This is a genomic window from Clostridium sp. AT4, assembly GCF_001517625.2.
Lineage (GTDB): Bacteria > Bacillota > Clostridia > Lachnospirales > Lachnospiraceae > Enterocloster.
This window is the reverse complement of the sequence record NZ_LN999828.1, coordinates 1,727,007-1,748,452: the sequence shown is the minus strand read 5'-3', so window position 1 is coordinate 1,748,452 and position 21,446 is coordinate 1,727,007. Positions and strand designations below refer to the sequence as shown.

Genomic DNA, 21,446 nt, shown 5'->3' with positions numbered 1-21,446 from the left:
AGAGAGAAGGGATCAGCCGTGAAGGCAAAAAAGGCAGAAGAGACAGTAAAGACAAATGTGATGCGTCTTTTAGAGGCAGCAGGCATTTCATTTGAAACGGGAACCTATGAGGTAGATGAAAATGATCTTTCCGGCAGCCATGCAGCCGATCTCATGGGTGTGGACCATGATACGATGTATAAAACACTGGTGTTAAAAGGCGAGAAAAAAGGATATCTGGTGTGCTGCCTGCCTGTAGATGAGGAGCTGGATCTTAAAAAAGCGGCAAAGGCAGCCGGAGAGAAGAAGGTGGAAATGATCCATGTAAAGGATATGCTTTCTGTGACCGGTTATATCCGGGGCGGCTGTTCACCCATTGGCATGAAAAAGAAATTTCCTACTTATATAGAGGAAACAGCCCAGCTTTACGATAAAATTACAGTCAGCGCCGGTCAGAGGGGTGTTCAGGTTACATTATCTCCGGAAACTTTAAGGGGATATACGGACGCTGTTTTTGCGCCTCTGATCTGAAAACTTTGAAAAATCAGCTTGAAAAACACAGCGCTTTGGGGTATAATAATGCCATGATAAATGAGACAGATTTGTGATTCCTGGGGTGTTCGATTTCTTACCAATTTTGAACCTACATTTGACAAAAGGGATTCCAATATTTTTAAGCGGATGTCACGCCTCCGTACGAGTGGAAGGCAGAAGCTTAAGTGAGGTTGCCCACCTAGCATTGCTAGGCGTCAATATGTAAGAGCCGGCACCTTGGGGTCACAGATGATAAAAGCAGCGGGGGTATTCTCGCTGCTTTATTTTATATCAGGAGAATAATGGGATGAATGGTAAAAATAAGATGATTGCCTGGATTGCCGGTATCATTGGCGTCATTATCCTGCTGATTGTGGTGATCGTACGGATAGAACCGGAAAAGGAAGGCATCACACGGGCAGAGGTTTCCAAAGCCCTGGCTTTGGCGCTTGCAGACCGGAAAGAGTGTGAGGCCGAAGCAAAACAGCGGGAAAAATCCTGGTTTTCGGAGCAGGAACAGGATAACTGGTTTGTGAAATATATGGATCTGCTCTATGAGAGAGGATATTTAAACCCGGAGCTGACCCCGGCAGATCTGGAAAGCGCTCAAAAGGAGTTTACCTATCAGGAGGCAGCTTATACAGCGGCAAAGTTTTCAGGCCGTTTAAAGCGGCAGGTGGGTTTAAAGGATAAAAACAGACAGAAGCCATTTCCGGCAGATCAGTGGTGGGAGCTTTACAGAGAGATTTTAAAAGAGGCAGACCCGGATGAAAATGTAAAAGAAATCACTGCCATTTTATATGGAACTCCATCTAATATACAGAGAGCGCCAAGCTGGACTGCATACACCACAGAGGGGGAGTATGGCTTTCAGGGACTGGCCCTGGATGCCTGGCTGGACCATGAGATCCGGTTTATGATTCGGGGAAATGAGATTGCCGCTGTGACGGCGGTAAAAAACGGCAGTGTGGTCTACCGCAATATATGGCTTTCTGAGGTAAAGGACGGCGTGTTTAAGGCTTATATGGGAGCGGCGTCCAGAGAGTTTAAGGCAGAAGGAAAGCTGGCGGAGGAAGCGAAAAAGACAGAAGGCCGTCTGGCTCCCAATCTGGCCGATCTCTATGTGGAGCATGGCCGTCTCAGCCGGGTAACGGTGAAAAAGGAACGGATTCACGGAAAAATCCTTTCGGTTACAGAAGATACGGTAGAGATTGAAGGATACGGGACCATTCCTCTGGATGAAAATTTTTACGTATATAAGCTGTTCGGGGAATTTAGTGTTCTGGGAGCCGCAGACATTCTGGTAGGTTATGATCTTCAGGAGTTTGTGGCAGCAGATGGAAAGCTTTGCGCAGCCCTTTTAGAGAGGCCTTTTGACGCCAGGACCATTCGAGTCCTTTTGATGGATACGGGCTTTAAAAATCTTTTCCATAAAAAGGCAGAGCTTGAGTTAAACTGTGACGCCAGACTGGTCTGCAAAAATGATGACGGAGACAGCAAGGAGAGTACCCTGAAAAAGGGGGAGGTGCTTACCCTCACGGCGGAGGATGAACGGCTGAAACACGGCCGTATGACCATTATCCCGGAAAAGGAAGAGGGAATTACGATCTGCTCCCTGGAGCGGGCACAGGGACAGCCCGTATACAGCGGTTCGCTGGAAATTAAAAAAGAAGAGGAAGGTCTGGTTTTGATCAATGAGCTGTATCTGGAGGATTATCTTAAAAAGGTAGTTCCCAGCGAAATGCCTGCTTCCTATGAAAAGGAAGCCTTAAAGACCCAGGCAGTCTGTGCCAGAACCTATGCTTACCGTCAGATTCAGGGAAATACATACGGAGCGTACGGTGCTCACGTAGATGACAGCACCAGTTTTCAGGTTTACAATAATACCCAGACCAATGAACGTACCGATCAGGCGGTGGATGAAACATATGGACAGCTGCTTACCTTTGATGGAGAACCCATTGACGCCTTTTACTATTCCACCTCCTGCGGTCATGGGGCGGATGGAAGCGTATGGGGGAATACAGGAGAGAATCTTCCTTATCTCAGATCCATGCAGATTAAAAATGGAGCCAGGGAGCTTACGATGGAGGATAACGATACCTTTGATGCGTATATCCGTTCCAGAAATATTACATCCTATGATGCAGAGTATCCAATGTTCCGCTGGCAGACGGAGATCACGGCAGAACAGATCGCAGCCAAAGCGCCTGAGGCAGGAACGATCCAGGATTTGACAGTGTCCGCAAGAGGATTAGGAGGCATTGCTTCTGAGCTCACTGTAAAGGGAGATCAGGATACGGTTCGGATCAAGGGACAGAGTGCCATTCGTACCTTTCTTGGAAATGAAGAAAATGCCATCCGCAGACAGGATGGTTCTAAGATGAACGCAGCGTCTCTGCCAAGTGCATTTATCTCTGTTGATAAAATAACAGAGGAGGACGGGAGCATATTTTTCCGCATCTATGGAGGAGGCTACGGACATGGAGTGGGGATGAGCCAGAACGGCGCTCAGTCTATGGCAAAATCAGGAAAAACTTATAAGGATATTCTGGACTTCTTTTATCACGGAGCAGAGCTTATGGAAAATTAAATAACAGAAAAAACAGCAGGCTCATCTGGGAGTATTTCTCAGATAAGCCTGCTGTTTTTGTGAGTGAGTGGTCTGATATGGGTTATGCTGCTACCAGAAAAACTTCTGTATTCTGAACGCCGTGATGCTTGGATTCGGAATGTGTATCGTAGAAAATATCGATGTGGTGGCCCCGGACTCCGCCACCTTTGTCTTCTGCGGTATATACGACGCCGTTGATCATGATTTTGGAGCCGTAGGGTACCACAGAAGGGTCGACTGCAATGGTATGCCCGGCAGTAGCCACGGCGCCTGTACTGGTATGACGGCCCCAGCCGCCGGAACAGCTTTTGCAGGGACAGTAGCCAGTGGTCTTAAAGATTCCCAGGGAGCGGACAGAAGAGGAGGCTTTAGAATCAGCTTCTTTCTTTACTGCATCCGGATTTCCATAGGTGTAGGTTCTTGTGTTGGAAAAAGTGCGTCCGTCTACCGTAGCCTCGATGATATAGGAGCCGTCGCCGAAGGAGGGCCAGTCCACATTCAGAGTAAAGCCATGATTTCCGTTGCCTTTATCGTCATCGAGCAGCTCCTGGCGGAATTCTTCGGCCTTTACGGATTGATTTAAGACTTCTTTTCCTGTTTCTTCATTTTTGATCGTAATATTTACATTCAGCGCCTCATCCGGCTCATCGCTGTCATAGGCCCAGCCGGTGATGGTGTGCTCAGTCACTTCTTCAAAGCGGCCCTTTGCAGGAGCTGCCAGAGCAGTGAAGGCAGAGGCAGACATAAAGGAAATCATTATTGCCAGTCCGGTGAGTAAATGTCGTATCTTCATTATAAAATAACCTCCATGCGTTCATAATTGCAATCAATGCTTAACACAATAATAATAATATTTAACACTTTTGTAATATATGAGCAACAAATGCCATTTTAGCATAATTTTTTCGTATGTCAAGGAAAAAAATGGTAATTCATTGGAAAAGAGATAAAAAAGATCGGAAAACAAGATTGGAAATAAAAAAAGTAGTTGCAGTTTTTTAAAAAGTATAGTAATATAATAGAGATGCGTCTGTAGCTCAGTGGATAGAGCAGTGGCCTCCGGAGCCGCGTGCGTAGGTTCGATTCCTATCAGACGCATTTTTGATACCTTATTCTGCATTACACAGAGAAACCAGGGGGCGTGTCCTCCTGGTTTTTCTGTTGCAATTTGAATCCCTTTTTGCTAGAATAGAGCGGAGATACGGCCTTTACGGGGCCTGAAACGGAGGTCAGAGGATGAAGCGCAGGGTTAAATGGAAATCAAGCTATAAAGGGCCCGGAGATGATAAAAGCAGATATGTAAAGCTGGGAGCTGCTGCAGCTGCGGTTTTGGCAGTCCTGGCTGCAGGTTCTCTTATGGTATCCCATTTTGCGGGGAAGGACGGCACACACCAGGATGGCGTAATTGAGATTCTGGGCGAGGATGTGAGTCACGGCACAGAGGAGCAGACCTCTGAGGCAGCAGAGGCGGATGAGCCTTCAGAAGCTTCATTGGCAGAAGAAAACGGCTCAGAAGCAGAGACAGTGACGGATTTTTCTGCGTATGATCTGGAAAAGGATGCCTATCCGCAGGTAAACGAAGTAGTAGGAGCCTATTTTCAGGCAAAGATCGATCAGGATCCGGCTGCGCTCTATCAGGTTTTTGGAAAGGCCGATGACGGAAACATGGACTATTATAAAAAGGCCTTGAAGGAAGAAGCCGTATATGTGCAGGATTATCAGGATGTGACCTGTTATACCAGAAAGGGGCTTACAGAGGATTCCTTTGTGGTTTATGTGACCTATGATGTGAAGTTTAACCGGGTTGATACCCTGGCTCCGGGCATCATGTGGTGCTACGTGGCAAAGGATGAGAGCGGAAGCTATAAAATCCGGGAAAATGTCATTGGCGAGGAAGCCGATTATGTGGCAGAGCAGAACCGGACTGAGGGGGTACGGCTCCTCAATCGGCAGGTAAAGGCAGAATTAAAAGAGGCCATAGAGTCCGATACGCTTTTAGCAGGCGTTTATAAGGGCTTAAGCAACGGCGCGATCGTCACAGGGGATGACAGCGCACAGGAAGGCTCTGACAGCCAGGTACAGATTCTGGAGGGAGGAATTTCCACGGACAGTCCGGAATCTCAGGAAGCAGCGGAAGAAGCCGGATCAGGAGAAGCTGAAGCAGAGGCAGATACACAGAGTTCAGGTGAAGAAACAGCACCGGAGCAGACGGTTCAGGAAAGCCAGAGCGAGTCCGAGGCTTCAGTCAGTATAGAATAAAACACAGGCGCATACTGCGCCGTTTGGAGGAAAAACGATCATGGATGTAAAGGATTTTTATTTTGATCTGCCTCAGGAGCTGATCGCTCAGGATCCCTTAGAGGACAGATCTTCATCAAGGCTTCTGGTGCTGGATAAGAACACAGGGGCGATTGAACACAGAGTATTTAAGGATATTGTAAATTATCTCCGTCCCGGAGACTGTCTGGTGATCAATGACACCAAGGTTATTCCTGCCCGATTGTTTGGCGTAAAGAAGGATACGGGGGCAAAAATAGAACTTCTTCTGTTAAAAAGAAGGGAGAATGATATTTGGGAAACTCTGGTAAAACCGGGGAAGAAGGCAAAGCCGGGAACGGTCATTGACTTTGGAGGCGGGCTTCTTACAGGAACGGTTTTGGAGACTGTAGATGACGGAAACCGCCTGATTCAGTTTTCCTATGAGGGCATTTTTGAGGAAATTTTAGACCAGCTGGGACAGATGCCCCTTCCGCCTTATATCACCCATCAGTTAAAGGATAAAAACCGCTATCAGACGGTATATGCAGTTCACGAGGGTTCTGCGGCGGCTCCCACAGCAGGACTCCATTTTACAAAGGAGTTGTTAAAGCAGATTGAGGATATGGGAGTTAAGATTGCTCATGTGACCCTTCATGTGGGCCTTGGCACCTTCCGTCCGGTTAAGGTGGAAAATGTCCTTGATCACCATATGCATTCTGAGTTTTATGTGGTAGAGGAATCAGAGGCTAAAAAGGTGAATGACACTAAAGCAGCGGGAGGAAGAGTGATCTGCGTGGGCACTACCAGCTGCCGTACCGTGGAATCTGCTTCTACCGAGGACGGCATTTTGCAGGCAAAAACAGGCTGGACCGATATTTTCATTTATCCGGGCTACCGTTTTAAAATCCTGGATGCCCTGATCACCAATTTCCATCTGCCGGAATCTACTTTGGTAATGCTGGTCAGCGCTCTGGCCGGAAGAGAGCATATCCTGAATGCTTATGAGGAGGCCATCCGGGAGCGGTATCGTTTCTTCTCCTTTGGGGATGCGATGTTTATTGTGAATGGTCAGGAGTAAGGAAAAAACGGCCGGGATGAAAGAAAGTTAAGCGAAAAAGCGTCAGGATACGTTTGACCGGACGCTTTTTCGCTTATTGCATTTGCGGGTTTTACGCTATACAGATTCCATGTACAGTACGGTTTTGTTCCCCACATGAAGCGCTCCGTTGTGAAAATGCCCCGGCTGAATCCTTGAAAGCTGCTGCAATACCTGTAGAAAATCTGTTCGCCTAATCCATTTACAAGCATTTTTCGTTCAAAACCGGCTAATTGGATCTGCGCCTGTTTTCTCATATCCTTATTTGGCTCTGCCGCAGGCGGCAAATACAGAAGCAAAGGCCTTTTGTTGCCTGAATGTGGAATTGATGATATACTGATGGAACATATGATAGTTGTGAAAGTTTTGATGAAAAGGGAGGGATGCCTGTGGAAGAACGTTTAAATAAATGGCTGAGCCGCATGGGCGTCTGTTCCAGACGGGAAGCAGATCGTCTGATTGAGGAAGGAAAGATCCTGGTGGACGGAAGACCGGCTGTAACAGGCCAGAAGGTGTCTGAGGGCCAGCGTGTGGTCTGCGGCGGCCGGATTGTGGGAAAAGCAGGGGAAAAGGAAAAAACTCCCAGACAGGTGCTTTTAGCGGTAAATAAGCCCAGAGGGATTGTATGCACTACCTCTGATAAAGACAGGGCACAAAACATTGTGGAATTTCTGGCATATCCGGAGCGAATTTATCCCATCGGCCGTCTGGATAAGGATTCCCAGGGACTTCTGCTGATGACCAATCAGGGGGATCTGGTAAATAAAATCATGCGCTGCAGCAATGGGCATGAAAAGGAGTATGAGGTAACCATAGACCGCCCGGTTACGGAGGAGTTTCTGGAAAAAATGGCGTCCGGCCTGTGGCTGGCTGAGCTGGAACGAAAGACACTGCCCTGTAAGGTAAGGAAAACAGGGGATAAAAGTTTTTCTATCATACTGACTCAGGGCTTAAACCGGCAGATCCGGAGAATGTGTGAGGCCTGCGGCTGCCATGTGCGCACTCTGAAACGGGTGCGGATTATGAATATTCGTCTGGGAAACTTAAAGGAAGGTTCTTTCAGGGAAATAACAGGAGAGGAATACAGGACGCTTCTGGCGCAGCTTGAACAGTCAAACAGTTTGTCCGAAAGAGATTTAAGACTTAAAAATAAATAATGCGAAACAGACAGGAGAAGTGAATGGAAACGAAAATCCAGAGAATGAAGGAATTGATTCCCGTCCTTAAGGAAGCCGGAAAGGCTTACTATCAGGAGAGCCGGGAGATTATGAGCAATTTTGAATATGACAGGCTCTATGATGAGCTGACATCACTGGAAGAGGAAACAGGGGTGATTTTGTCGGGAAGCCCTACCCAGCAGGTAGGCTATGAGGTTTTAAGCGAGCTTCCCAAGGAAACACATGAGGCACCTATGCTGTCGCTTGATAAGACAAAAAGCACAGAGGATTTACAGGAGTGGCTTGGCAGCCAGAAAGGCCTTCTTTCCTGGAAAATGGACGGGCTTACCATTGTACTGACCTATGAAAACGGAAGTTTAATCAAGGCAGTAACCAGAGGAAACGGAGAGATCGGGGAGGTGATCACAGCCAATGCAAGGGCATTTTCCAATATCCCTTTAAGTATTGCCTATAAGGGGCAGCTGGTGCTCAGGGGCGAAGCTGTGATCACATATTCGGATTTTGAAAAGATTAACAGCCAGATCGGGGATGCAGACGCCAAATACAAGAACCCCAGAAATCTGTGCAGCGGCTCCGTACGCCAGCTCAACAGTCAGATTACAGCAGAAAGAAATGTACATTTTGAGGCATTTGCACTGGTGCGCGCTGAGGGAGTTGACTTTAAAAATTCCAGAAAATGCCAGTTTGAATGGCTAAAGAGCCAGGGCTTTGAAGTGGTTCACTATGAGGAAGTGACAGCAGAAAATCTCCCTGAGAAGATCGAGTGGTTTGGGAAGGAGACAGAGCACAATGATATCCCTTCAGACGGCCTGGTTCTTCTCTATGATGATATTGCATACGGAGAGTCACTGGGACGCACGGCGAAATTTCCGCGCAATGCCATCGCATTTAAGTGGCAGGATGAGGTTCGGGAAACCACCCTTTCCTATATCGAGTGGAGCGCCTCCAGAACGGGTCTGATCAATCCGGTGGCTGTGTTTGAACCTGTGGAACTGGAGGGAACTACGGTGAGCAGGGCCAGCGTTCACAATATCAGCATTATGGAGAGCCTTGAGCTGGGAGAAGGGGATAGGATTACCGTCTATAAGGCCAATATGATCATTCCACAGATTGCGGATAATTTGACCCGCAGCGGCGTGAAGCATATTCCGGAGCATTGTCCGGTCTGCGGGGGTCCTACAAAGATCCGGCAGATCAATGATGTAAAGAGTCTGTACTGTACCAATCCGGACTGCCAGGCAAAGAAAATCAAAAGCTTTACCCTGTTTGTAAGCAGGGATGCATTAAATATTGACGGACTTTCAGAGGCGACTCTGGAAAAATTTATCAGCATGGGCTTTATCCACGAATATGCGGATATGTTCCATCTGGAGGCTCACAAAGATGCGATCGTAGAGATGGAGGGCTTTGGACAGAAGTCCTATGACAATTTGATTGCTTCCGTGAAGAAAGCTTCTCAAACGACCCTTCCCAGAGTGATCTACGGATTGGGAATCGCAGGAATCGGCCTGGCAAATGCAAAGATGCTCTGCCGTCATTTCCGATATGATTTTAAAGCCATGCGAAACAGCGGTCTGGAGGAGCTGACGGCTGTGGACGGGATCGGAGAGGTGCTGGCCCGGGCGTGGATGGATTATTTTGCAGATAAGAAAAATAATGATATGGTAGACCGGCTGTTAGAGGAGCTGTCCATAGAAGAGGAGCCGGTGCAGGAGGGAGAAAAGCCCTTTGAAGGGCTTACCTTTGTAATTACCGGATCGGTGGAGCATTTTGCCAACCGCAAGGAGCTCCAGGAGCTGATCGAAAGCAAGGGCGGCAAAGCATCCGGCTCCGTAACCTCCAAAACCGCATATCTCATCAATAATGACACCACATCTAATTCGTCAAAAAATAAAAAGGCAAAAGAGCTGGGGATTCCGATTATTTCAGAAAAAGAATTCCTGAACATGCTCTAGGAGGGAGAGGGTTTATATGCCGATCAAAGTACAGAGGGATCTGCCTGCAAAGGCAATCCTGGAATCAGAAAATATATTTATTATGGATGAAGACAGAGCTATGAGGCAGGATATCCGGCCTTTGGAGATCTTGATTTTAAACCTGATGCCCTTAAAGGAAGAAACGGAAACCCAGCTTCTGAGGGCTCTTTCCAATACTCCCCTGCAGGTGGACTGCACCTTTCTCATGCTGTCCACCCACGTTTCAAAAAATACTTCGGCCAGTCATTTAAATAAATTTTATGTTACCTTTGAAAGCATCCGCAGGAAGAAATTTGACGGAATGATCATCACAGGTGCGCCGGTGGAGAATCTGGAATATGAGGAAGTGAATTACTGGGAGGAGCTGTCTGTTATCATGGAGTGGAGCAAGACTCATGTCACCTCCACCCTTCATATCTGCTGGGGGGCTCAGGCTGGGCTTTATTATCACTATGGGATTCCCAAATACAGCAGGGAGAGCAAGCTGTCAGGGATCTACAGCCATAGAGTTCTGGATCGGAAGGTTCCTCTTGTGAGAAGCTTAAATGACACCTTTTTAGCGCCGCACTCCCGGTATACGGAGGTCCGCAGAGAAGACATAAGGAAGCATCCGGAACTGATGATCCTGGCAGAGTCCGATGAGGCCGGCGTATTCCTGGTTATGAGCCGGGATGGCCGGCAGATTTTTGTCCAGGGCCATCCGGAATATGACCGCATGACGCTGAATAATGAATACCACAGGGATTTGAAGAAAGGGCTGGATCCTGCTCTTCCCTGTAATTACTATGAAAATAATGATCCCTTTTCCATTCCGGCGCTGACCTGGAGAAATACGTCCAATACGCTGTATACGAACTGGCTGAACTTTTATGTGTACCAGATTACGCCGTATTTGCTGGATTGTGAGGAGTAGGAAGATAAGTATAAAAAATGGCACTCGCTGCAATGGCGGGTGTCATTTTTTATCCTAACAAAATCTTAATCCTCCGCCATCTGACCCTTTTACCCTCTTAATCCCTCCCATGCTATGATACATACACAGGACAGGAAAACGTCTTCCTGATCCATGACCGGGAAGGAGGCAGGCATTATGAATACAGGAAGAGGAGCATTTGGCAGAATAGAGGCTGCCTTTGACCGCCGGGCCGAGAAATTTACATTTCGTCATCCCTATCTTACCATACTGATCATGTTTATCGCAGTGCCATTTGGGATGCTGGCAGCCGTATCGGCCCTGACTTTTTTAGCGGCTTTTCCGGCAGCGCTGCTGCTTGGACTGGTATAAAAGCATTTATGGAATCTTAACAGAGAGGGTCGGATGCTTAATGCCTATTTTATTATAACTGTGATAATCTTTTGAATACCGAAAGGAGGAAAGACAATGATGGATGTTTTGGTAATGGATGCTTTAATGATAGGAACTCTGCTGGCAGGTTTTGGACTGCTGAGACTTTTTCTCGGATGGTGTATCGACCAGACAGAGGGAACCGGAAAAAAGAACCAGTAAGCGGAATGGTTTGATCAAATGAAAGACAGGAGGAAGAAAAGCGATGCTGCAGATTATGGCGGCTCTTGTGATCTATATGGTTCTGGTGATTCCCATGGGAACGTACCTGTATCACATAACCACAGGCCGGAAAACATTTGCGGATCCTGTATTTGACAGGATCGACAACGGAATTTACAGAATCTGTAAAATTGATAGACAGGGCATGAACTGGAAACAGTATGCCTTAAGTCTGCTGACAACCAATGCGGTAATGATCTTTGCGGGATATTTGATCCTGCGTCTTCAGGGAAGTTTGTTTTTAAATCCCAATGGGACAGGAGCCATGGAACCGACTCTTGCCTTTAATACGATTATCAGCTTTATGACAAATACAAACCTTCAGCACTATGCCGGAGAGTCGGGACTTTCCTATTTAAGCCAGACGCTGGTAATCATTTTTATGATGTTTACCTCGGCGGCCACGGGATATGCGGCCTGCATGGCCTTTATCCGCGGAATAACCGGAACGGGAAAGGATATGGGAAACTTCTATGAGGATATGATCCGTATCATGACCCGTGTGCTGATCCCCGTTTCCATTGTGATCGCACTGATCCTTGTAAGCCAGGGAACACCGGAAAATTATACAGCCAATCTGACGGTGCAGACGTTAGAGGGGAAAAATCAGGATATCGCCATGGGGCCGATGGCAGCGCTGGTTGCCATTAAGCATCTGGGAACCAACGGAGGCGGCTTTTTGGGGGCCAATTCATCGACTCCTCTGGAGAACCCGACCATTCTTTCCAATATGGTAGAAATGTATGCAATGGCAATTCTGCCCGGAGCCTGCGTGATCGTCTTTGGACGTATGTTCCATGATAAGAATAAAGAAGCGCAGGCAGAAAAGAAGGGCACCCGTCCCATGTTTGGCCGTCAGGCAGGCCCTGTATTCGGAGCCATGGCAATTCTGTTTTTAGTGGGGCTTATGATCTGCTTTTTTGCCGAAAAGGCCGGAAATCCGGTTCTGGAGCAGGCCGGTTTAAGTCAGGCCATGGGAAATATGGAAGGCAAAGAGGTACGGTTTGGAATCAGCCAGTCGGCGCTCTTTACCACCGTTACCACCTCCTTTACAACCGGTACGGTCAACAATATGCATGATTCCCTTACACCCTTAGGCGGTATGGTGCCGCTGCTGCACATGATGCTTAACTGCGTATTCGGCGGCAAGGGCGTCGGATTTATGAACATGATTATGTATGCGATTCTGGCAGTTTTCCTCTGCGGACTTATGATCGGCCGTACGCCGGAATATCTGGGAAAGAAGATTGAAGGCAGGGAAATGAAGCTGATCGTGATCGTACTGATCCTTCATCCTCTTTTAATTCTGGGCTTTTCTGCTCTGGCAGTGGTAAATCAGGCGGGACTTGCAGGAATCACCAATCCGGGCTTTCACGGTTTAAGCCAGGTGCTCTATGAATTTGCCTCTTCGGCGGCAAACAACGGCTCCGGCTTTGAGGGGCTGGCGGACAATACGGGATTCTGGAATATGACAACCGGCATTGTAATGTTTTTAGGGCGTTATATTCCCATTATTGCCCAGATCGCCATTGCAGGAAGCCTTCTTGCAAAGCGCCGCATGAATGAAAGCGTGGGTACGCTGCGCACGGACAATGTGCTCTTTATGCTGATTCTTGTGTTTATCGTATATATTTTTGCGGCTCTGACCTTCTTCCCGGCTCTGGCTCTGGGACCAATCGCAGAGCATCTGATCCTGTGGTACCCCATGTAGGCAGGGAAACAGGTAGAAAGGAATTTCTATGGCAAGAGAGAAACATACTGAATTTATTACAAAGGATATTCTGAAAAGCTCCGTTAAAGGAGCCTTTCAGAAGCTGGATCCCAGATATATGATAAAGAATCCGGTGATGTTTGTGGTGGAGGTCGGATTTTTCATTACCCTGCTGTTAAGCATTTTTCCTTCTATGTTTGGAGATGGCGGTGAGCTTCGGATTTACAATACGATCGTAACGCTGATCCTGTTTGTGACAATCCTGTTTGCAAACTTTGCAGAATCGGTTGCAGAGGGCCGTGGAAAAGCTCAGGCAGAGACGTTAAAAAAGACGAAAAAGGATACCACGGCCCGGATTCTGGATAGGGCAGGGAATGAAACGGTGATCCCGGCTTCCCAGTTAAAGAAGGGAGACGTAGTATTAGTAGAAGCAGGAGAGCTGATCCCCAATGACGGAGAGGTGATTGAAGGAATTGCTTCTGTGGATGAATCGGCTATTACCGGTGAATCTGCCCCTGTAACAAGAGAGGCAGGCGGTGATTTTTCTTCTGTCACAGGCGGAACCACGGTGGTATCAGACTGGTTAAAGATCCGGATTACCTCAGAACCAGGCCAGTCCTTCTTAGATAAGATGATTTCACTTGTAGAGGGCGCGTCCAGACAGAAGACGCCCAATGAGATCGCTTTAAATACCCTTCTTGTAAGCTTAACCATTATTTTCCTCATTGTGGTAGTGACGCTGCACTGCTTTGCAGATTATTCTCAGACCCGGATTCCCATTTCAACCCTGATTGCCCTTCTGGTATGTCTGATCCCAACTACCATCGGCGGCCTTCTTTCTGCTATCGGTATTGCGGGAATGGACCGTGTGACCCGGTTTAATGTAATTGCCATGAGCGGTAAGGCCGTAGAGGCCTGCGGAGACGTAGATACCATGATCCTTGATAAGACGGGAACCATTACATATGGAAACCGTCTGGCTGCGGAGTTTTATCCGGTAAAGGGTGTTTTAAAGGAAGACCTGATCGATTATGCGGTGATGACCTCATTAAAGGATACCACTCCGGAAGGAAAATCGGTAGTAGAACTGGGAAATACCATGGGAACCAGGATCGACCCTTCGGCAGCCAGTCAGATGGAATTTGTGGAGTTTACGGCTCAGACCAAGATGAGCGGCGTTAATCTTTCAAACGGTATGGAGGTAAGAAAGGGCGCCTCCGAGGCCATCAAGGCCAGAGTAAGGGAATTAAATGGAACCATCCCTAAAGATCTGGAAGAAATTGTAACAGGAATTTCCAAGCTGGGCGGTACGCCCTTAGTGGTTTGCGCCGGAAATGTAATTTATGGTGTGATTTACTTAAAGGATACGGTAAAGCCCGGACTGACGGAACGCTTTGAGCGTCTGCGTCAGATCGGAATCAAGACGATCATGTGCACCGGCGATAATCCTCTGACGGCAGCTACCATTGCGAAGGAGGCAGGCGTAGACGGCTTTATCGCAGAGTGCAAGCCGGAGGATAAGATCGACGCTATTAAAAAGGAGCAGGCAGAGGGAAAGATCGTGGCAATGACAGGCGACGGAACGAATGACGCTCCGGCTCTGGCTCAGGCGGATGTGGGGCTGGCAATGAATTCCGGTACGGCTGCGGCAAAAGAGGCTGCCAACATGGTTGATCTGGATTCAGACCCTACAAAGATCCTTGAAGTAGTAGAGATCGGAAAGCAGCTTTTAATTACCAGAGGTTCTCTGACTACCTTCAGTATTGCAAATGACGTGGCAAAGTATTTCGCCATTATCCCAGCCATGTTTATGATGGTGATTCCTCAGATGGGCCGGCTTAATATCATGGGGCTTTCAAGCCCATACAGCGCCATTTTATCCGCACTGATTTTTAATGCGCTGATCATTCCCGGACTGATCCCCATTGCAATGCGCGGCGTTAAATATAAGCCTATGAGCTCGGAGCGTATGCTGCTTAAAAATATGGGAATCTACGGAGCAGGCGGAATTGTAGTACCTTTTATCGGAATCAAGATCATTGACCTGATCATTGCTCCCCTGGTTGGACTGATGGGGCTGTAATACAGCCCCCGGTTTCCGGGCGGTTTATGAGGAGGAGAGGAATATGAAGCAATTTTTAAAGACATTAAAGGGAGCGGTTGTCCTGACCGTGCTTATGGCTGTTTTAAGCTCTGTTATATATCCGGCTGTGACGACGGTACTGGCTCAGACGGTGTTTAAGGAAAAGGCAGATGGAAGCCTGATTTACGCAGACGGAAAGGCGGTAGGCTCTGAGGTGGTGGGACAGCAGTGGAGCGATCCCCGCTTTTTCAAAGGAAGACCTTCTTCGGTCAATTATAATGTGTATACAGATGAGGAAAAGGCAGACGGAACCTATACAGGCGTGGCATCGGGAACCTATAACTATGGTCCATCCAATGAGGCATTAAAGGAAAGGGTGGAAACAGCTGTAACAGAGTTTAAGGCAGAATATAAAAAAGCCACAGGAGAAGAACTGACAGAGGAAATCCCGACAGATCTTTTAACTGCTTCCGGTTCCGGACTGGATCCCCATATCAGCCCGGCATCAGCCAAGATCCAGGTTCCCATTGTGGCAGCCAATACAGGCTTTGAGGAGGAGGAGCTTTACCAGATGGTAGAAGCCCACACAGAGCATAAGGCGCTTGGGATTTTTGGAGAGGAACGGGTCAATGTGCTGAAACTGAATCTGGATCTGGCAAGGAAGCTGGGAGTGACAGCATAAGGAGGCTTAGATGGAAGAGAACAGACCGGACCCGGAGCTTCTTTTAAAAAAGCTCCGTAAAGAGGAAGAAAAGCGGGAGAAGGAGCAGAGGGGAAAGCTTAAGATCTTTCTGGGATATGCGGCCGGCGTGGGAAAGACCTATGCCATGCTGGAAGCAGCCCAGACCCTTCGCGACAGAGGGGAAGAGGTGGTAGCCGGATATATTGAGCCCCATGACCGCCCGGCTACTCTGGCTATGGCAGAGGGGCTGGAAACGCTTCCTCCCTTTATGGTTGAATATAAAGGCATCCGTTTAAGGGAATTTGATCTGGACGGAGCTTTAAAGAGAAAACCAAAGCTGATCTTAGTGGATGAGCTGGCACATACAAATGCTCCCGGACTGCGGCACGAAAAGCGGTATCAGGATGTAAAGGAGCTTTTACAGGCCGGGATCAGCGTATATACCACCTTAAATATCCAGCATCTGGAAAGCCTCAATGACCAGATCGGAAGCATTACGGGAATCCGGGTCAGGGAAAGGATACCCGACGGGATTTTTGATCAGGCAGATCAGGTAGAACTGATCGACATTGAGCCTTCGGATCTGCTTCAGAGACTGAAGGAGGGAAAAATCTATCATGCAGTTCAGGCAGAACGGGCGCTGGATCATTTCTTTGCAGAGGAAAAGCTGATTGCCCTGCGTGAGATTGCATTAAGACGTACGGCGGACAGGGTAAACCGTCTGGCAGTGATGGAGCGGGAAAACAGAGGCGGGGCCGATTACTATACAGGTGAGCATGTGCTGACCTGTATTTCGCCGTCTCCGACTTGCGCAAAGGTAATCCGTACGGCGTCCCGTTTGGCCTATGCATTTCGGGGAGAATTTACAGCCCTTTATGTGGAAACGCCTTCGTTACAGCATGCAGATCCGAAAGTCAGGCAGATGGTAGAGGAAAATATCCATCTGGCGAAAGCTCTGGGAGCCAGAATTGCTACGGTTTTTGGAGAGGATATTGCAGGGCAGATCGCAGAGTATGCCAAGCTTAGCAATGTATCAAAAGTAGTTCTTGGAAGAACGAATCACAAGATTTTATTTGGACAGACAAAGGGAACACTGGCAGATCATGTGGCTCAGTATGCGCCCAAACTGGATATTTACATTATTCCGGATATAGAAAACGGAGGGACGAAAAAGAAAAGAGGTTTTTATGCCGGATACGGCAGAGGAAAAAGAAAGAAGCCGGAGACTTTTATGGAAGGGATCGGGGGAGACTGCGTGAAATGTTTTCTGGCTTTGGCAGTATCTACAGGGTTTGGAATGATGTTTCAGCATTTCCAAATGTCTGAATCCAATATTATCATGCTCTATCTTCTGGGGGTTCTTTTAGCGGCTATGACTGTTTCCAGACGGGGGGCAGTAGTCGTATCTTCTCTGCTCAGCGTGCTTTTGTTTAATTTCTTTTTTGTAGAGCCTCTTTACAGTTTTCAGATGGATGGAAAAGAATATCCGGTTACGATCGCCGTAATGCTGGCGGCTTCCCTTATTACTTCCTCTCTTATGAACCGTGTCCGCAGCCATTCCAGAGAAATGGCAAAAAAGGCATACCGGACGGAGATCCTTTTAGATAACAGCAGAAGGCTGCGGAGAATCCGGGATAAAAAGGAAGCGGTAAAGGAGGTGAGCGGACAGATCAAAAAGCTTCTGGGGCTGCCGGTGCTTTTTTATCTGTATTCCGGAGGCGGACTGGAAGGGCCGTTTTTCTTCCCGGCTGACGGAGAGGGCCATATGCAGGAGGAGGAATTTTTAAATCAGAAAGAACGGGCAGTGGCGATGTGGAGCGCCGCACGGGGAAAGAGGGCCGGAGCATGTACCCATACGCTGCCGGATGCCAAAGCGATTTACCTTCCTGTTAAGAGCGGTGATAGAGTATATGGCGTAGCGGGAATTGCTCTGGAGGAGCGAAGGGAGATCCCCCCGTTTGAATACAGCCTTTTAACCGCCATGTTAAATGAAGCCGGACTGGTATTTGAACGTATGGAAATGATGGCGGCTTCAGATGAAATGAAAGAAAGGAAGGGGGAAATTATATGACTCAGGGAGAGCATATTTTAGTTTGTCTGTCCTCTTCTCCGGCCAATGGAACCATTATCCGGGCTGCTGCCCGGATGGCGGAGGCCTTTAAGGGGGAATTTACAGCGCTGTATGTGGAAACTTCCCAATCCCAGAAAATGGACGAGGAGGACAGGAGCCGGCTTCGGGGGCATATCCGTCTGGCAAAGAAGCTGGGAGCCAAGATCGAAACCACCTGCGGGGACGACATTGCGTTTCAGATATCTGAGTTTGCCAGACTTTCCGGCGTGACAAAGATCGTGATCGGAAGAAGCATGGCGGAGCGCAGGCATCTGTTTGGAAAGCCGCCTCTGACGGAAAAGCTCATTACCAATGCTCCCAATATGGATATCTATATTATTCCCTGTCAGATGGCGGAAAACCGCAAGTTCAGCCGCAAAAACTGGCAGAGCGCTCTTGTATTATCTGTTGGAGATATGATAAAGAGTGTTTTGGGACTGGCAGCGGCAAGTTTCATCGGTATCCTGTTTGAACATTTGGGCTTTGATGAGGCTAATATTATTACTGTTTATGTGCTTGCAGTATTGATTATATCTGTGGTGATCCGCAATCAGATCTACAGCCTGATAGCGTCGATTGTCAGTGTTTTAGTATTTAATTTTCTGTTTACAGATCCCAAATATTCGCTGATGGCTTATGACAGAGGCTATCCAGTGACTTTTTTTGTGATGTTTATTGCGGCTTTCCTTACGGGGACGTTAGCTTCCCGGATGAAAAACGGTTCCAGACAGCTGGCCCATGTGGCTTTTCGGACCCGGGTGCTGTTTGAGACGAACCAGCTTTTACAGCAGAAAAAGACCCGGACTGAGATTGTATCTGCCACGGCCCACCAGCTGATGAAGCTTTTAAACCGGGATATCATTTTTTATCTGGCAAAGGACGGGAAGCTGGGAGAAGCTCAGGTATTCCGGATAGAGGGAACGGACATACCGGAGGATTATGTATCGGAAGAGGAAAAAAAGGCCGCCCAGTGGGCGTTTGACAATAACCGCCATGCGGGTGCCACCACCAGAATCCTGTCCCATGCAAGCTGTCTGTATCTGGCGGTGCGGATTAACGACGCGGTATACGGAGTAGTGGGAATTGTCATAAAGAAGGATCCTCTTGCCATGTTTGAAAACAGTATTCTCCTTTCAATTTTAGGTGAATGTGCCCTTGCGCTTGAAAATGAAAAAAATGCATGGGAGAAGCAGGAGGCTGCCGTCCTGGCAAAAAACGAGCAGCTTCGCTCCCAGCTTTTAAGGGCTATTTCCCATGATCTGCGTACCCCGCTGACCTCGATTTCCGGTAATGCGAGCAATCTTTTATCCAACGGCCCCTCCTTTGACGAGGCCACCAGACAGAGCCTGTATCAGGACATTTATGACGACGCCATGTGGCTGATCAATCTGGTGGAAAACCTTCTTTCCGTCACCCGGCTGGAGGAAGGGAGGCTGAACTTAAATATGTCTGCGGAACTGGTGGACGAGGTGATAAAAGAGGCGCTTAATCATGTGGACCGGAAATGCACGGAGCATATTCTTACGGAACGCTGTGAGGATGAGCTCCTTTTGGCAAAAATGGATGCCAAGCTGATCGTTCAGGTGGTGATTAACCTGGTAAATAACGCCATCAAGTATACAGAGCCCGGTTCCCATATTTCAGTTGAAGCAAAACAGGAGGGAAAATGGGCGGTGATTTCCGTGGCCGATGACGGGCCCGGCGTTCCGGATGAAAACAAAGAAAAGCTCTTTGAAATGTTTTACAGCGGGGCCAACCGGATTGTGGACAGCCGCAGAAGCCTGGGGCTGGGGCTTTCCCTGTGCAAATCCATTGTAAATGCCCATGGAGGCACCATTTCTATACACGACAATGATCCTCATGGGGCCGTGTTTACCTTTACTCTTCCAGTAGAAGAGGTACAGCTGACCGGATAAACCGCAAAATGTGTATTTTTGATGATACAAGGCGATTGTATGTTTAAAAAGGCTTGCAATCGCCTTTATCCATGCCTATAATATGTTTGATAAAAAATAGACAAGTGAGGATACAGAATATGAGAGGAGTAGAGACCAGGATCCAGGAGATCCGTCACAGAATTTTCCGTGAGGTTGCCCGCATGGCTTATCACACCGAATGGCCGGTGGACAAGCGGATCGAGGAGCTTCCCTACAAGATCATTCCCGGCGAGGTTGGGAATTTCCGCAATGATGTATTTTTAGAGCGCGCCATTGTAGGAGAACGCCTTCGTCTTGCCATGGGTCTTCCCAGCCGCAGTGCAGCAGAGCATGCGCCTCTTTCCGATAACATAGAAGCAGCTGATAAGGCGGAGACTTATTATACGCCGCCCCTGATCAATGTGATTAAATTTGCCTGCAATGCCTGCAAGGAAAAGCGTGTTATGGTAACAGACGGCTGTCAGGGCTGTCTGGCCCATCCCTGTGTGGAGGTCTGTCCCAAGGATGCCATTCATTTAGACCGTACCAACGGCCGTTCCCATATTGATGAGGACAAGTGCATTAAGTGCGGCAAGTGTGCAACCGTATGTTCCTATAAGGCGATCATCATTCAGGAGCGCCCCTGCGCCGCTGCCTGCGGAATGGACGCCATCCGCAGCGACGCAAACGGCAAGGCGGACATTGATTACGAAAAGTGCGTGTCATGCGGACAGTGCCTTGTAAACTGCCCCTTTGGAGCCATTGCAGATAAGTCCCAGATCTTTCAGGTCATCCGCTCCATCCAGTCCGGAGAAAAGGTGTATGCTGCCGTTGCTCCGGCCTTTGTAGGCCAGTTTGGTCCGAAGGTAACACCGGGAAAGGTTCGTGCGGCGATGAAGGCCCTGGGCTTTACGGATGTATTTGAGGTAGCGATCGGAGCGGATCTGTGTGCGACCCAGGAGGCCATTGACTTTTTGGAGGAGGTACCAGAAAAGCTTCCGTTTATGGCAACTTCCTGCTGTCCGGCCTGGTCTGTGATGGCAAAGAAGCTGTTCCCGGAGTACGCTAACTGCATTTCCATGGCATTGACCCCTATGGTTCTGACCGCCAGACTGATCAAGAGAGAGCACCCGGATGCCAAGATCGTATTTATCGGCCCCTGCGCGGCAAAGAAGCTGGAAGCGATGAGAAAATCTGTCCGCAGCGAGGTGGATTTTGTCCTGACCTTTGAAGAAATGGATGGAATCTTTGATGCAAAGCATGTGGATATTGAGAATATCGAAGAGGATCCAGAGGGCGTAAATGACGCTTCCACAGACGGAAGAAACTTTGCTGTGGCAGGCGGCGTGGCCAAGTCCGTAGCCGATGTGATCCATGCAAAATATCCGGATAAGGAAGTAAAGATCGCCAATGCAGAAGGCTTAAAGGAATGCCGTCAGCTTCTTAAGATGGCAACTCTTGGAAAGTACAACGGTTATCTGTTAGAGGGTATGGCCTGTCCCGGCGGCTGTGTAGCCGGAGCCGGAACCATGCAGCCTGTGAAAAAATCCCAGGCAGCCGTAAATCTCTACGCATCCAAGGCAAAGCATAAAAACTCAAATGAAACAGAGCATGTAAAAGAGCTGGATAAGCTTGTATATTAAAAAGATAAAATCCCCGGACAGCGGCTGGAGACGGCCTTTTGTCCGGGGATTTTTCTGTTTTTGCCCCCAGGCCGTTGCTTAAAAGAAAAAATTTCGAT

16 protein-coding genes, 1 tRNA gene and 1 other RNA gene are annotated in these 21,446 nt (G+C 48.2%); 17 read left to right on the top strand and 1 reads right to left on the bottom strand.

Features of this window, described 5'->3' with window-relative positions; translation table 11 throughout:
* The first annotated feature begins 60 nt into the window (after nucleotides 1–60).
* The 3 genes from ybaK (at nucleotide 61) to BN3656_RS14400 (ending at nucleotide 3,106) form a co-directional block, all read left to right on the top strand.
* Entirely contained in the window at nucleotides 61–510 is a 450-nt protein-coding gene (gene ybaK / locus BN3656_RS14410) for a Cys-tRNA(Pro) deacylase (protein ID WP_066550943.1), read from the top strand.
* Between the two features lie 74 nt (nucleotides 511–584).
* Nucleotides 585–760, top strand: a non-coding RNA gene (ssrS, locus tag BN3656_RS14405) — 6S RNA.
* A 60-nt stretch (nucleotides 761–820) separates the two neighbouring features.
* Nucleotides 821–3,106, top strand: coding sequence for a SpoIID/LytB domain-containing protein (locus BN3656_RS14400; RefSeq protein ID WP_066549533.1), 2,286 nt, complete (start codon nucleotides 821–823; stop codon nucleotides 3,104–3,106).
* Between the two features lie 82 nt (nucleotides 3,107–3,188).
* On the opposite strand, the gene BN3656_RS14395 is transcribed toward BN3656_RS14400, so the two are convergent.
* The gene (locus tag BN3656_RS14395) at nucleotides 3,189–3,920 is read right to left on the bottom strand and encodes a 3D domain-containing protein (RefSeq protein ID WP_066549532.1); all 732 of its coding nucleotides are present in this window, start codon (nucleotides 3,918–3,920) and stop codon (nucleotides 3,189–3,191) included.
* Between the two features lie 233 nt (nucleotides 3,921–4,153).
* Between BN3656_RS14395 and BN3656_RS14390 the strand changes: the two genes are divergently transcribed.
* The 14 genes from BN3656_RS14390 (at nucleotide 4,154) to BN3656_RS14325 (ending at nucleotide 21,348) form a co-directional block, all read left to right on the top strand.
* Nucleotides 4,154–4,225: transfer RNA gene (locus BN3656_RS14390), tRNA-Arg, on the top strand.
* 138 nt (nucleotides 4,226–4,363) lie between these two features.
* Entirely contained in the window at nucleotides 4,364–5,386 is a 1,023-nt protein-coding gene (locus BN3656_RS14385; protein ID WP_066549531.1) for a hypothetical protein, read from the top strand.
* 40 nt (nucleotides 5,387–5,426) lie between these two features.
* Nucleotides 5,427–6,464 (top strand): tRNA preQ1(34) S-adenosylmethionine ribosyltransferase-isomerase QueA, encoded by a 1,038-nt coding sequence (queA, locus tag BN3656_RS14380; RefSeq protein ID WP_066549529.1) that lies wholly within the window; start codon nucleotides 5,427–5,429, stop codon nucleotides 6,462–6,464.
* 407 nt (nucleotides 6,465–6,871) lie between these two features.
* A complete protein-coding gene (locus BN3656_RS14370) occupies nucleotides 6,872–7,639 on the top strand; it encodes a pseudouridine synthase (protein WP_347461167.1) in 768 nt (255 codons plus the stop codon).
* Between the two features lie 23 nt (nucleotides 7,640–7,662).
* Entirely contained in the window at nucleotides 7,663–9,615 is a 1,953-nt protein-coding gene (gene ligA / locus BN3656_RS14365; RefSeq protein ID WP_066549524.1) for an NAD-dependent DNA ligase LigA, read from the top strand.
* Nucleotides 9,616–9,631: 16 nt separating this feature from the next.
* Entirely contained in the window at nucleotides 9,632–10,549 is a 918-nt protein-coding gene (gene metA, locus BN3656_RS14360) for a homoserine O-succinyltransferase (protein WP_066549522.1), read from the top strand.
* 177 nt (nucleotides 10,550–10,726) lie between these two features.
* Nucleotides 10,727–10,921 carry a hypothetical protein gene (locus BN3656_RS14355; RefSeq protein WP_066549520.1) on the top strand — a complete coding sequence of 65 codons (195 nt, stop codon included), beginning with the start codon at nucleotides 10,727–10,729 and terminating at the stop codon, nucleotides 10,919–10,921.
* Between the two features lie 96 nt (nucleotides 10,922–11,017).
* A complete protein-coding gene (locus BN3656_RS17020) occupies nucleotides 11,018–11,143 on the top strand; it encodes a hypothetical protein (RefSeq protein ID WP_278284591.1) in 126 nt (41 codons plus the stop codon).
* 43 nt (nucleotides 11,144–11,186) lie between these two features.
* Nucleotides 11,187–12,914 (top strand): potassium-transporting ATPase subunit KdpA, encoded by a 1,728-nt coding sequence (gene kdpA / locus BN3656_RS14350; RefSeq protein WP_066549518.1) that lies wholly within the window; start codon nucleotides 11,187–11,189, stop codon nucleotides 12,912–12,914.
* Nucleotides 12,915–12,942: 28 nt separating this feature from the next.
* Nucleotides 12,943–14,997 carry a potassium-transporting ATPase subunit KdpB gene (gene kdpB / locus BN3656_RS14345; RefSeq protein ID WP_066549516.1) on the top strand — a complete coding sequence of 685 codons (2,055 nt, stop codon included), beginning with the start codon at nucleotides 12,943–12,945 and terminating at the stop codon, nucleotides 14,995–14,997.
* Between the two features lie 43 nt (nucleotides 14,998–15,040).
* A complete protein-coding gene (kdpC, locus tag BN3656_RS14340; protein WP_066549515.1) occupies nucleotides 15,041–15,679 on the top strand; it encodes a potassium-transporting ATPase subunit KdpC in 639 nt (212 codons plus the stop codon).
* A 10-nt stretch (nucleotides 15,680–15,689) separates the two neighbouring features.
* Nucleotides 15,690–17,750: a DUF4118 domain-containing protein gene (locus BN3656_RS14335; protein WP_066549512.1), complete on the top strand. Its 2,061-nt coding sequence runs from the start codon at nucleotides 15,690–15,692 to the stop codon at nucleotides 17,748–17,750.
* Nucleotides 17,747–19,705, top strand: coding sequence for an ATP-binding protein (locus BN3656_RS14330; protein WP_066549510.1), 1,959 nt, complete (start codon nucleotides 17,747–17,749; stop codon nucleotides 19,703–19,705). Before BN3656_RS14335 ends, BN3656_RS14330 begins: the two co-directional genes overlap by 4 nt.
* 119 nt (nucleotides 19,706–19,824) lie before the next feature.
* Complete coding sequence (locus BN3656_RS14325; RefSeq protein WP_066549508.1) at nucleotides 19,825–21,348, top strand: 4Fe-4S dicluster domain-containing protein; 1,524 nt, start codon at nucleotides 19,825–19,827, stop codon at nucleotides 21,346–21,348.
* Nucleotides 21,349–21,446: the final 98 nt, after the last annotated feature.